Raw genomic sequence first — 14655 nt, forward strand, 5'->3', positions numbered from 1 at the left:
AGCTTTATTATAAAGTTGCACAAATATAATGAATCTTCGGCAAGATTCAGAGGATGGTGGGGGATTTGGGGAGGAAGTTTTTGATAAACTGTGATTTTGAAAAGCGGTATTTGTGAGTAAGTTAGTAAACTTACTAACTGCTTTCGGGTAATTATATGATATACAATTTGTTGCTTGTTTTTGTAAGTGAGTTAGTAAACTTGCTAATAGCGGGGACGAGTGCTTTTACGGTGATTAACGCATCTTTCCAAATCATTTTGTGTCTGGGTCGCTATAAAATCAATTCTGTTTTTACATTCCCGGTTTAATCCTCATACCCCCGGTCTTCTTTGAGAACTTGATCCAATCAAAGGAGTAAAATTCTAAAATTCGTGAATTCGGGTGTTCGCAAAGATACGAACAGATTTCAAATCAACTATTTGATTATCATAACTTTATCTTTATTTGGAAAAGCAAAAGCGGCATTCAGTTTTACCCGAATACCGCCTACTTTGCTTACTTTACTTATGTTGGGTTGGTATTGATTCTAAGCTAGTTCCGGATTTCAAAACCAAAAGTATATGAAGATTCATTCTTTTGATCGTCCGGGACTGTTTTATTTAGTCTTCGTATGCTTCAAATTCCTCGTCTGCATACATAACTCCTACGTATTCTTTTTCATCTATTTTAACTTCCCGATCATTGATGAACAATTTTTTTCCTTGCGGCACTTCAATGACCACCTCAATTTCCTGGTTTCTCAATCCATCCGTTAAAGGAAAGGAATAGTAGGGGTCGATCAGCAATTTGTTTCCTTCCACACGTAATTGGTGCTTAATGTGCATGCTTCTTTTCTGGGCGGCTGTGCGGTCAATTCCGTGTGCACTGAATACCTGTGAAACATGAAACAAACTATCGTTTGACTCTTTGTATTTTACATGAACACCGTGTTCCATGATTTGCCCCTTGTTAACTGAGATGAAATCAATTCCACCATTACTTACAATTCTTCTGTTATTGACGATTATCGGAAGCTCTTCCAGTTGTAGTTCATCAATATTGATTGTCAGATGCTGGTTCTCAACTTCAGAATATACTTCATAATCCCTTGCAGAATTGATAGCGCCCATAAATCCGAGTACAACTCCAATACAGATGATTGTAGGAAGAAGAATGTAATTTAGTTTATAGTACTTATTTACTTTCCCGATAATTAACCTGATTCCGAAAACAATAGAAAGTAACGGTCCGGCAAACCCAACCAGCAGAATTCCCATCCAGATCAGAGAAAACGATTTATTTACCGGCGACACTAATTGCAGAAATTCATATAAGGAAGCAAAGTTTTGATCTCCGGTCATCGGTACCACATCAATTACACCGCTTACAATTAATGAGAATACGATTAGCCAGATTAGTGCACCGGCAATTAAAATGACTCCCAAAATCTTTCCCATGAAGCGTAAAACATTCGCGGCCTGATTTGTAAGGTGTTTGTTTTGATTTTTGAACCGGTTAGCGGCATGGATTGTATCGTCCTTTATGCGACCGGCTGTTTTTTCAAACTCTTCCTTTAACGTGTCGATATTGACAGGTTTCCCTTTCATTTGCAAGCGTTCTGAAGGAGTTTTTGCACTGGGGATAATGATCCAAAGAATCACATACACCGGGAAACCGAATCCCATGAATAAGAAGATCACGAAAATAATGCGAATGATTACCGGGTCAATGCCTAAGTAAGCTGCAAATCCGGAGGCAAGCCCGCCCAGCATCGCATTATCCATATCGCGGTACATGCGTTTTTGACCACTTGATTCGGAAGTTGCTTGAGTTTGTTTCGGCTGTTCGGTTTCTTCCGTGATTTCCTCCGGTTCACCTAAAGAAGCAATGGCCTTTTCGACATCGGTTATTGTTACCACTTGGCGTGTTTCACCCAGGTATTGCATCAATAATTCGGCGAAGCGCATTTCGATATCTTCAACGATTTCTGTAATTCCGGATTCATTTGCCAGGGAGGCTTCCAGTTTTTTCAGGTAAGCCTGTAAACGGTCGTATGCATCTTCTTCGATAACAAATAATTGACGACCTAAATGTATTGAAAGTGTTTTTTTCATGATCAGTTCTTTTTAGCAGTTAATGTTTCTACAGCATGCTGGAGTTCGTTCCAGGTAATTTGAAGAGCTTCCAGCGTACTTTTTCCACCTTCTGTGATGGAGTAATATTTTCTGGGAGGGCCGGAAGTGGATTCTTCCCAGCGATAGGTGAGGAGTTCGATATTCTTCAAGCGTGTTAAAAGTGGGTAAAGCGTCCCTTCCACCACAATTAGCTTTGCTTGTTTCAGTTGGTCCAGGATTTCGGAAGGATATGCTTCTTTCGAATTCAGGATGCTGAGAATACAGAATTCCAGGATTCCTTTCCGCATTTGGGCCTGAGTATTTTCTACATTCATAACAAGTACTATTTATGACACAAATATATGTATAATTTGGTACTATGCAATACAAAGTACTATAAAAATGGAAAATATTTTTTTTGAAGCTTCTTAAAACTCAGCGGGAGTAAGGGATTTGTGATTTGAAAAAAAATGAAAGAATAATTTACTTTTTACATCTTTAACAATGAATTGATCTGAATTGCGTTAATAGTTGATCATGTTTAAGTACATTTTTTTTCTTGTATGGATTTTTACGTTTAACGCGGATGCGCAAAATGTGGTGTCTGTTCATTTGGAAGATGTGTTTTGTCAACTGGATTCGTACAATTTATTAATATGTACGTATGACTCAGTTGAAAATCGGATTCGACTCTATGACGATTCGATTTATGATCATTTTCCTCGCGGTTGTACATTAGGGTGGGATGAAGCAAGGTGCGAAAAATGGAATTCGGATCATGAGCGATTGGTCCGGGAACAGGAATTGGTTTGGGCTAATGCTTCCCTTATGATTGATTCATTGAACAATGAAGTAAAGAATGAATTAAAAAGTATTTCGGAACAATATTGTTTGCTTAACAAAATCGACCTTTTCCTGACCAGTGACGAACCGCCTTTATTCGGAATCACACCAAAGGATGTATCGGAGGAGTTTGCTGCTTATATTCTTTCATTGAAATAGTTGTTTTTATTTGATAAGAATATGTGTCAGTGAATTTGAGATAACGGTTCCGTCTCTTAATACACATCTGAAATAGAAATCATACGTGCCCGATTCAATTTGAACGGTTGGTTGCAGGAATGAAACTTTGCGTAGGGGTTCGTCAAATGAATTGAACATTGAAAAGTAAATCAATCCTCCGTTTTCCGTCAAAGGTTTTGCAGCTACGTTGAAAGAATAGTATTGTGTAAATAAGGTGTTTAAAGAACTGCCGGGACTTCTTCCTGCGATGCTCTGGTCGGACCAGATCTTGATAGAATCGACGGGGTTTTCATTGATGACTGCTGTTTCGACCGGATCGTAATCCGCATCATTGGTTCGTTCGATATCCCAATTCACGTTCAGGATGAAATGGGGTGCGGAAATAGAATCTGTTGTTGGAATAGCTGCATGAAATTCATTTTCGGTGCTTGCCGTTTGAAAAGATACGTTTCGAACTTGAATGATTAAATCATCATTTTTCTGACAGGATGAGAAGAATACCAAAAGCAATGTAGCAGGCAGGAAGGATATTTTCATAAAATAAATCTACGAAAATTGCTGAAATAAAAAAATCCTTCCGGCCAAGCCGAAAGGATTTTTTATCTTAAGAAGGAGGTGATTACTCGTTTCCTTCCATTTTTTCTTTCAATGCAGCTAAAGCATCCAAGTCACCCAAAGTTGATTTCTCGTTACTTGAGTTGTTAGCTTTAACAGCTTGAGATGTAGAAGAACCAGCTCCTGCTGCTCCTTTTTTACCACCTGCTGCCGGCTTGGATACTTTCTCATCTGTTCCGTCTTCAAACGTACGTGTATGAGAAACTACGATTTTCTTAGATTCCTTATTGAATTCAATAACTTTAAAGTCAAGCGTTTCTTCCACTTTCGCGTTAGAACCGTCTTCTTTACGTAAATGCTTGGAAGGACAAATTCCTTCAACTCCATAAGGAAGTGCTACGATACCTGCTTTATCTTTTGTTTCGATAATAGTACCCTGGTGAACAGAACCTTCCCCGAAGATTGTTTCAAACACATCCCATGGATTTTCTTCCAATTGTTTGTGTCCTAGAGAAATACGACGGTTTTCACGATCGATTTCCAATACAACTACTTCCATTTCATCACCTACCTTACAGAATTCAGAAGGATGTTTGATTTTCTTCTGCCATGAAAGGTCGGAAATGTGGATCAATCCGTCAACACCCTCTTCCAATTCTACGAATACACCGAAGTTAGTGAAGTTGCGAACTTTCGCGTGGTGCTTCGTTCCAACAGCATATTTTGCTTCGATTGCAGACCATGGATCCGGCATTAATTGCTTAATACCTAAAGACATTTTACGCTCTTCACGGTCCAAAGTCAGGATAACAGCCTCAACGGTATCACCAACCTGCATGAAGTCTTGAGCAGAACGCAAATGCTGAGACCAGCTCATTTCAGAAACGTGGATCAATCCTTCTACTCCCGGAGCAATTTCAACGAATGCACCGTAATCAGCTAAAACAACAACTTTACCTGAAACTTTATCACCAACAGCTAAGTTAGCATCTAAAGCATCCCATGGATGTGGTTGTAATTGTTTTAAACCTAAAGCGATACGTTTCTTGTCATCATCGAAGTCTAAGATTACAACGTTCAATTTTTGGTCTAACTCAACGATTTCTTCCGGGTGGTTAACACGCCCCCAAGACAAATCTGTAATGTGAATCAATCCATCTACACCACCCAAATCGATGAACACACCATAAGAAGTAATGTTTTTCACAGTTCCTTCCAATACTTGTCCTTTTTCCAGGCCAGAGATAATTTGTTTCTTTTGTTCTTCCAATTCTGCTTCGATCAACGCTTTGTGAGAAACAACTACGTTTCTGAACTCCTGGTTAATCTTAACAACTTTGAATTCCATGTTTTTACCAACATATACATCGTAGTCACGGATTGGCTTCACGTCGATTTGTGAACCTGGCAAGAATGCTTCGATTCCGAATACGTCAACAATTAAACCACCTTTCGTACGACATTTTACGTATCCTGTGATTACCTCACCTGAACGCAATACTTCGTTTACGCGAATCCATGCTTTGTGCATACGAGCTGTACGGTGAGAAATGATCAACTGACCACTTTTGTCTTCCTGACACTCAACAAATACATCTACTTTGTCACCAGCTTTCAATTCAGCATTGTAACGAAATTCTGAAGCAGGAACAACTCCTTCAGATTTGTAACCAACATTGATGATTACTTCTTTTTTGGAAACTGCAATAACAGTACCTTCAATTACTTCTTTTTCGTTAATTGAAGTAAGGGTCTTTTCGTAAACGTCAGAAAGCTCTGCGCGTTTTGCTAAAGTGTACCCGTCCAACGCTAATGCGTCCCAATCAAAATCCGCAGATCCCTGCGCGCTAATTTGTTTTGCCATTTGGCTTTTTCTACTTGTATTTCAGGATGTTTCGCTTATTCCTGAAAGAAATTAAACATAAACTGCAAACGAAACTTACAGTGTTTCCCAATGAAAACGGGTGCAAAGATACAACTATTACTTTTATTTACAAAGGGTTGCGAAAGTATTTCGATAAATAATTTAATCAACTTTAACAGGGAGATGGAGGGTTTAATTGCTTGGATTTTAAATTATTGGAATCTCAATATTAAATTTTGCTTATTTAATCGGTTTAGTTGAGAAGTGAAAATAAAGCTGTGAAATTAGTTTTAGATCGTTATTTTTTGCTTGTTTATTGTCTTTCAGTATTGTTTTTATGGGAGTGTCAGGATGAAGGGAATGTGAAGTGGATGAGTTGTTTAACCCCGACTTGTTCTATAAAATAAATATTGAAATCCTAATTGTTAATTAAGTAGATTTAATTGATTACTTTTGTGAAGAAAAATGTAAAATAAAATCTAGGAATGTTAAAATAACCATGCAAGCATAACTTTTTTAATTGATATATCACATAATTTAATTTAATATGTTGATTTTCAATGATTTAACTAGATGTCAATTATTGAAACTAGCTTATTAATTCAATTGTAATGACGAATTTTGCATTGAAAAATGGGAATCTTAAATGTTAATATTCGATTGATATTGTAAAATGATAGATTAAAACCACTAAATATTCATGGAAACACTCATATTAAAACATTATAGCGTCTTTAAAGTAACTAATACACTGCGATGAAAATGAAAATTCAACCAGCAAAACAGGATATGGGATATATTCGAATTGCGCTCTCCGTCATTCTCTTTTTGTCCGCATCTCTGGTGTTTGGACAGCCAGGAAAGAATGGAGCGGTAACGATTACTGCTCTGAATACTGTAGTGAACTGTTACAGTCCCGTCACAAATAATGTGACGGCAGGATCAAATCAGGTTACTGTAAATAACTCCGGGGGAAATAATTGCAACTGGGAATGTGGTGATATGGTTATGATCTATCAGGCCCAGGGAGCATCGATTAATACTTCGGATTCTCCTTCGTATGGTGATATTACTGCTTATAATAGTTCAGGATTGTATGAGTTTAATTATGTTTCCGCGTATAACGGAAATACAGTAACTCTTCAGAATCCGCTGGCAAACAATTACACCGCTTCCGGTAGAATTCAGTTAATCAAAGTACCTTCATATACAACACTAACGGTCAATGCAGGAGCATCTATTGTTCCAATGATCTGGCAGGATGGAGGAAATTTCAGACGAGGTGGAGTGGTTGCAATCCATTGTGTAGGAACAATTACTGTAAATGGAATGATCCAGGCAAACGGCTCCGGTTTCAGACCGGGAGCAACCGAACAAAATACGAGTTCCGCAGGTGCCACTTTTGTTGCTTCCTATGTCTCAGCAAGTTCAAACGATGGGGCTGAAAAAGGAGAAAGTATCGCTGGTTTCGGTACCGAGTATGCCACCGGAGCTTATAATAGAGGTGCACCGGCCAACGGTGGTGGTGGTGGAAATGGTCACAACGCCGGTGGTGGCGGTGGTGCCAACGGATTGAACGGGACTCCATGGAACGGGCAGGGAATTATGTGTTCCTCATGTCCTGGTGCTGCGGCATGGTTACTGGACCCGTATGTTGTTGCCAATGGCAATGTACTGACAACTTCATCCGGAGGCGGACGAGGAGGTTATTCGTATGGTTCAAGCAACCAAAATGCATTGTCAACTGCTCCAAGCAATACAAACTGGGGCGGGGATTACCGCGACCCGAACGGTGGATTGGGGGGAAGGCCTTTGGTAATTTCTCCTCAAACACGTATTTTCTTTGGGGGTGGCGGTGGTGCCGGTGATTCGAATAATGGTTCAAATGCACCGGGGGGAACCGGAGGAGGAATCGTTTATATCATTGCTCCGAATATTGCCGGTTCGGGTAGTATTCGCGCTCAGGGAGGTGCAGCGGTTAACCAAATTTCAACTTCCAACGGTGCATGGAATGATGCGCCTGCTGGCGGTGGCGGCGGTGGAACAGTGATTATTAAGGGAACCGTTGCCAACTCACTTACACTGGATGTTACCGGTGGAAAAGGTGGTGATCAGGGAGCTTTGGGTAACGAAAGCGAAGGACCCGGCGGCGGCGGCGGCGGTGGATATATTGCAATCACAGCGGGTTCTCCTACTCAAATTATTGCAGGCGGACAAAGTGGGATGACCTTATCCAGTTCGTTGACCGAGTTCGTTCAGAACGGAGCAACTGATGGAGGGACCGGTCAGACGGGAACCATCCCAAGTACCTTTATTACGTATACTGTAACAGATATTTCAGCAACTGTCAATACTCCGGTTTGTGTCGGGAATGCAATCAATTTTACTTCAGTTGTTTCAACTCCGGGAGGAACGTATGCCTGGACAGGACCAAACGGTTATACTTCAACTGCTGCCAATCCGACGATTGCCAGCGCTGCATTAACTCATTCCGGGAATTACCAGGTGATTTACACAACTCCCGGTGGATGTAAGGATACTTTTTTATTAGCTGTTGTTGTCAATCCGAATCCAGTAATTGCTCTGACAGGTACCAATTTATCCTGTGCAACGCCTTGTAATGGAAGTGTTGCGTTGAATATTACAACTCCAACGACTCCGGCCTATACTTTTGCCTGGAGTAATGGAGCAACAACCCAAAATATTTCCGGTTTATGTGCAGGGAATTACTCTGTTGTGATGACGGATGCAAATACATGCAACACGACTGCAAATGTCACTATTACTGCGCCGACAGCTGTTACAGCAACTTTGGCTACAGTCAATGCGACCTGTAATAACACGTGTAACGGGAGTATTGCGGTAACTGCTTCGGGAGGAACTCCGGGTTATCAATACAGTTTGAATGGTGCGCCGAATCAAGGATCTAACAGTTATACGGCTTTGTGTGACGGGGCATATACCGTTCTGGTAACGGATGCGAACGGTTGTTCCATCACTGTCAATACAACGGTAACGGAACCACCGGTGTTAACTCTCAGCCTGGTTTCAACAGTTCCGTCAACCTGTGCAACCAACAATGGATCGTTAACGGTCAGTGCTTCCGGTGGTACACCTGCTTATCAATTTACAGTTGGAGCTGTGACACAGCCTTCAGGTACTTTTTCAGGACTTGCTCCGGGAACTTACACTGTTATTGTAACAGATGCGAATGGTTGTACCAAGACTCTTTCGGTTACGGTCAATTCGACCGTTTCACCGACTGCTTCTATTTTAAGTCAGCAGCCGGTAAGCTGTTTCGGTGGATTTAACGGCTCTGCGGTTATTGGAGTATCAGGAGGAAATCCGGGATATACTTTTTCGTTATCTCCCGGGCCGACAAATCAGTCTTCCAACGTATTTAACAACCTGTCGGCCGGTTCTTATACGGCAACCGTTACAGATATAAACGGGTGTACGGCAACGGTCCCATTGACAATCACTCAACCGACTCAGTTGACTTATACGACAAGCATAACGAATGCAACCTGTAACGGTTTGTGTAACGGGCAAATTCAAATTACTCCATCAGGCGGAACAGCCCCATACGATTATTCACATGATAACGGGTTGACATTTACACCGGCGAATCCAATTACAAACCTGTGTGCAGGAAATGTGGAATTGGTGGTCCGTGATTCGAAAGGATGTTTGACCAATTCAACGGTTAACATTACGCAACCTACACCACTCTCAGCAACATTTACGTCGATTGATCCGGTTTGTAATGGAAGTTGTGATGGTTCGATTACGGTAACACCTTCGGGCGGTGTTCCAACCTATAATTACAGCCTGAACGGTGGTGCGTCACAACCATCGAATACGATCTTAAATGTGTGCAGCGGTACTCAGGATGTGGTTATCACGGACGCGAACGGGTGTACTTTTGAAGTAAATCCGGTACTGGTTGATCCTCCAGCTATCCAGATTGACCTGGTAGATATGATCGAATCAAATTGCGGATTCAATAACGGTGAATTGATTGTTTCGGCAACCGGTCCGAACCCGGGATTCATTTATTCCATGAACGGAGGTCCGGGCCAACCTTCGGGAACTTTCTCGAACTTGTATGCGGGAGCTTACGACATGGTTGCAACGGATGTTTTGGGTTGTGAAGTCCATGAGTTTTTCGGGGTGAACGATATTGAAATGGATGGTATTTTGATTACCCAAACCGACCCGCTTTGTTATGGATCAACGGATGGAACAGTTGAAGTAACTAATGTAAATGGTGCAGCACCTATCAGCTACGAATTGGATAATTCAGGGATGACACAGTTCTCAGGATTCTTCCCAAGTTTGGGTGCAGGAAGTCACATTGTGGTCATTTCGGATGCAGGGAACTGTGTCTTTACCATTCCGTTTACGATGAACCAACCGGATCCTCTGGTTTTTGACCCGCTTGTAACAAATGTTGCCTGTTACGGGGCTTCTACCGGCGAAATTCAATTTACGGATACAACAGGAGGAACCCCTTCATACATGTTCAGTATTGACGGTGGTTCAAACTTCTCCTCCGGAGGTTTCTTTGATAATCTTCCGGTAGGAAACTATGACCTGGCAATGACAGATGTGAATGGCTGTATGGAGTTTGGTTCAGTTGTGATTACCCAAACACTTCCGATCGAGATTTCAAACAACAAAGTGGACCTGACCTGTTTCAATAACAGTACCGGATTCATTCAACTGGGGGCAACGGGTGGAAATTCCGGGTATCAGTATTCAATAGATAATGGAGCAAACTTTACGGCAACAAGTTCATTCACGAGTCTGACTGCACAAACCTATAATGTGGTTGTCATGGACCAAGAAGGCTGTCTCCAGGATACGACTATTACTTTGACAGAACCAGCTCCATTAGTAGCTGCGGCAACTCCAACGGATGTTTTGTGTAACAATGCCTGTGACGGGTTAATTAGCGGATCAGCAAGCGGTGGAACGGTTAATTACCTGTTCAGCGTAGACGGCGGAATTATTTTCAATGCAAACGGTTCATTCAGCAATTTGTGTGCCGGACCATATGATTTGATTGTCAATGATTTTAACAATTGTGCTGATACGGTAACAACGATTATCGGTTCGCCGGCAGGAGTAAGCTTAACAGTTACTCTGACTCCCTCAACCTGTGAAAACTCCAACGGAGAAATCACGATGAGTTTAACCGGGGGAACAATGCCTTATAATTACAGTATTGACAACGGGGCGAATTTTACGACAACTAACGTGTTTAGCTCGTTAATGGCGGATGATTATCCTTTGCTGGCAGCTGATGCAAACGGTTGCAGCGTTGATTCGCTTGTAACGGTTGTGAATATGGCTTCACCGGTTATTTCCGGAGTGTATGTTACCGAACCAACCTGTTACAGTGTGTGTGATGGAATTGCACAGGTAAGCGCTGCGGGAGGAACGGGAGCTTTATCTTTTATGATCAATGGTGTCTCTCAAACAGACAGTCTTTTCAACGGTTTGTGTGCAGGAACTTATGATGTCGTGATCACCGATGTGAATGCATGTACGGATACATTGAATATTGTGATTGATCAACCGGATACCTTAACATTTACCACCATGGCAACCAACCTGACTTGTTTCCAAAACCAAACGGGTGCGATTGCTGTTACGGTTACGGGTGGTACAGCTCCATACAATTATTCCTACGATGGAGGGGTTACTTTCGGATTGGTAAATAATGCGCAAGTCCTTTCGGCAGGTAATTATACCGTCGTGGTTCGGGATGACAACAATTGCCAGGCTACCGGAACGGAAACACTGACTCAACCGGCTTTGTTAACAGCAACATTGAATCTTACTGATCCGACTTGCTTTGCGTTCTGCAATGGTTCTGCCGTAGCAAATGCAAGCGGTGGAACATTGAATTATACGTATCACTGGAATGGGGTAGCGGGAGCTTCCAATACAAACCCGAACCTGTGTTCCGGAAATTACACCCTGGAAATTACGGATGCAAATAACTGTTCTTTCGATACAACGTATGTGATTTCCGATCCTGCGGAGTTTGTGATTGATTCAGTTGGTCATACAAATGCGACTTGTAATACTTTCTGTGATGGTACTGCAACCATTTATGCTGTTGGAGCAGTTTCGTACAGTTTCGACAACGGAGGAACATTCGGGCCTTCGAATACATTAAGTTCTCTATGTGCCCAGGCTTACCAGGTTCAGGCAACAAATGCTGCGGGTTGTATAGCTGTCGGCTCGGTTGGTATTGAAGAACCTCTTCCGGTTCAATTGTTCGCTACGGCAGACAGTTTGATGTGTACAGGCGATACCATTCCGTTGTATGCGATTGCATTCGGAGGAACTGCACCTTATACCTATACCTGGAGTAACGGGTTTGTGGGACAAACACAAGACGTAATACAATCTGTACCGGGAACGTACACGGTTTCGGTAACAGACCAAAATGGGTGTACAACAGCCGCACCGAGTTCTGTTAACCTGACCATGCTGCCAATCCTTGCTTTCACCATCACAGGAGATACTTCTATCTGTAGTGGAAATAACCTTGTTCTTCAGGTCAATGTGACGGATGGAGCTCCTGCATATGTTTATCAATGGAGTACATCAGCGAATGATACGCTGGACCAGATTACAGTGAATCCGGTTGTGCCGACACTTTACAGTGTAAGCATTTCGGATGTATGTGTTACAGCAGATACGAACGTACAGGTGAATATGTATGCGGTTCCGACGGCTCAGTTTGTTACAAGTGCGGCATCGGGGTGCAGTCCGTTGAATATTACCTTCTCAAATGATTTGGCAATTACGAATCTTCAGAATTGTACCTGGACATTCTCTGACGGACAAACGTTCAGCGGTTGCGGAAGTATCAATGCTCAGTTTACCAGTCCCGGATGTTATGATGCAGCATTCACGGCAACAACAACTGATGGTTGTCCGGTTTCAGGAGCGTTCACTTCTGCAGTATGTGTGTACGATAATCCGACTGCAAACTTTACATACGCTCCTCAGTTACCGAGCGAACTGGAAAATCACGTGGAATTTACCAATTTGTCCTATGGGGCAACTGCCTTTGACTGGACTTTCGGAACTTCTTATGGAACCTCGACTCTTGAAAATCCATCGCATACGTTCTATGGGGTTTCCCCGGATGAAACCGTGAATGTTTGTCTGCTGGCTATATCGGAATACGGATGTATGGATTCTATTTGCAGACCGATCAAGTTCTATGGTGACTTCCTGGTGTGGGTTCCAAATACATTTACACCTGACGGTGATGAGTTTAATAACCAGTTTAAACCGATTTTCTCCAAAGACCGTTTGATTGAGGATTATAACCTAATGATCTTTAACCGCTGGGGAGAATTGATCTTTGAATCACACGATCCTGATTTCGGATGGGACGGAACGTACCACAATGAGTTTGTTAAAGACGGTACGTATACCTGGAAGATCGATGTGAAAGACGGGTTGAAGAATAAGAGTGAGAGCTATATCGGGCATGTGAATAAACTGCAATAAAGTAAAGACTGATAACGATACAAACCGCCTGTTTTCTTTGAGACAGGCGGTTTTTTTTGATATCGTGATTTCTTTGCACCGTGATTTCGTTATATAACGAAGGGATTTGCAAAAACCGGATCTTTAAAAAGCTTAGATTACTTTTTGTTCATCAGGAAAGTCCTGTATTTTTCTGCTGCGTGCTTCCCTGAAATAATGGCACTATTTTGTGTTTCCAGGCCTTCGGACCAACCTCCGGATAAATAAAGTGAGGGAACTTTTGCAATTTGTTTGTGCAAGATTTCTAATTGTGAAATGAAATCTGTTGTGATCAACGGATGCCAAAATGAAGTGACATGCAGTAATTTACCTGATTTCCTCAAGTCTTCGATCGCATCTTTACTTAACCAGCTTTTATAAATACCATTCAACCGTTTGGAGATCATGCTTAAATTCATGGTATTGGATATCAGTTGATTGGAACTGTCTGTTACGATATTCAGGAAAGCAGGTTTATCTTTGTTTACGAATGTGGAATCCGTATGTAAAGCAATTCGGGCTTCAAAATAGGTTAGGTGTTTCAGGCTTTGGATTGCTTCTGTCAAACTGGCTTCTGTTTTTAAGATTTTTGCTGCCTGGTCTGCATGTGTTGCCAAAACTACGAAATCGAATAATTCTGTTTGTTCTTCTCCATTGTATGAATATGTCACTAACCATTTTTCTTTCGAACGCACAACTTTACTCACCGGTGAACTGCATTTAATTGTTACTTGATTGGAATTCATTTTTTCGCCGATACGTTGGATCAAAGTTCCCATTCCATCCGTCATGACTTTGAATTGGTTATTCGCTTTGGGTTTTCTGAAAGCAAAAAGCTTTACAATATCAACGGCTGAAGTAGTTTTGATCTCAGGAACAGTTGTGCCTAGAGATGCGGCCAGGAAAGGGTAGATGATTTCATTTTTGTAGCTTTCTTCAAAATCCAGGCCTTTTACCCATGTTTCAACCGTAATTCCGTCCCAAGCACCAGGATATTTAAAGATCGCGTATGCTTCTTTGTTAAATCGTTTGAATTGGACTAGCTTGCTTAGTTTTTCACCACGCAGTTTCAGTCCCAAAGGAGAAACCAGTAAGGGGTTTGGCTCTTTTTCCCGTTGGATGAGCAAACTGGCTCGCAACGTTTCATATTCGTAAGGATTTTTGCCAAGCGTTTTGGTTAGGAAAGCAATGTAATCGTCCCAGGGGCCTTCTATGAAATATTGTGGGCCTGCATCCACATTAACCAGCTTCCCTTCCTTGTTTTTTACAGTAACGGTCTGTGCATTTCCACCTAACTTTTCTTCTTTTTCAAATAAAATAATTTGCGCCGAAGAATCCATTTCGAAGATAAAATATGCCCCGGAAACTCCGGCCATTCCACCGCCGATTATTGCGATTTTGGTTTGCGAAAATGAATGAAGAGAAAGTAAAATAAATCCCAGGATAAGGAAACGTTTGAAAAATTGCATGCAGCAGTTGTTTTTCTGTAGATTAAAACGACTAAGATAGGAAGATTTTAACGAGTTCTTGCAGTAAATAACAAGGAGAGGTAACGGGTGA

General features: G+C 41.6%; 7 protein-coding genes. 2 read left to right on the forward strand and 5 right to left on the reverse strand.

Annotation, left to right across the window (positions count from 1 at the left end):
* Window positions 1-599 precede the first annotated feature (599 nt).
* Both FO442_RS00225 and FO442_RS00230 read right to left on the reverse strand, forming a co-directional pair.
* Complete coding sequence (locus tag FO442_RS00225) at window positions 600-2093, reverse strand: PspC domain-containing protein (protein WP_144331124.1); 1494 nt, start codon at window positions 2091-2093, stop codon at window positions 600-602.
* A 2-nt stretch (window positions 2094-2095) separates the two neighbouring features.
* Window positions 2096-2428, reverse strand: a complete 333-nt coding sequence (locus FO442_RS00230; protein WP_144331125.1) for a PadR family transcriptional regulator — start codon at window positions 2426-2428, stop codon at window positions 2096-2098.
* Window positions 2429-2630: 202 nt separating this feature from the next.
* On the opposite strand from FO442_RS00230, the gene FO442_RS00235 reads away from it, so the two are divergent.
* A complete protein-coding gene (locus tag FO442_RS00235) occupies window positions 2631-3095 on the forward strand; it encodes a hypothetical protein (RefSeq protein WP_144331126.1) in 465 nt (154 codons plus the stop codon).
* Between the two features lie 6 nt (window positions 3096-3101).
* Here FO442_RS00235 and FO442_RS00240 read toward each other — a convergent pair whose 3' ends face one another.
* Window positions 3102-3653 carry a hypothetical protein gene (locus FO442_RS00240; RefSeq protein WP_144331127.1) on the reverse strand — a complete coding sequence of 184 codons (552 nt, stop codon included), beginning with the start codon at window positions 3651-3653 and terminating at the stop codon, window positions 3102-3104.
* A gap of 82 nt (window positions 3654-3735) precedes the next feature.
* Window positions 3736-5535 carry a 30S ribosomal protein S1 gene (gene rpsA / locus FO442_RS00245; protein ID WP_144331128.1) on the reverse strand — a complete coding sequence of 600 codons (1800 nt, stop codon included), beginning with the start codon at window positions 5533-5535 and terminating at the stop codon, window positions 3736-3738.
* 762 nt (window positions 5536-6297) lie between these two features.
* Here rpsA and FO442_RS00250 point away from each other — a divergent pair.
* Entirely contained in the window at window positions 6298-13077 is a 6780-nt protein-coding gene (locus tag FO442_RS00250; RefSeq protein WP_186279789.1) for a T9SS type B sorting domain-containing protein, read from the forward strand.
* Between the two features lie 137 nt (window positions 13078-13214).
* On the opposite strand, the gene FO442_RS00255 is transcribed toward FO442_RS00250, so the two are convergent.
* Entirely contained in the window at window positions 13215-14564 is a 1350-nt protein-coding gene (locus tag FO442_RS00255; protein ID WP_144331130.1) for an FAD-dependent oxidoreductase, read from the reverse strand.
* Window positions 14565-14655 lie beyond the last annotated feature (91 nt).

This window comes from Fluviicola chungangensis (assembly GCF_007558725.1).
GTDB lineage: Bacteria > Bacteroidota > Bacteroidia > Flavobacteriales_D > Crocinitomicaceae > Fluviicola > Fluviicola chungangensis.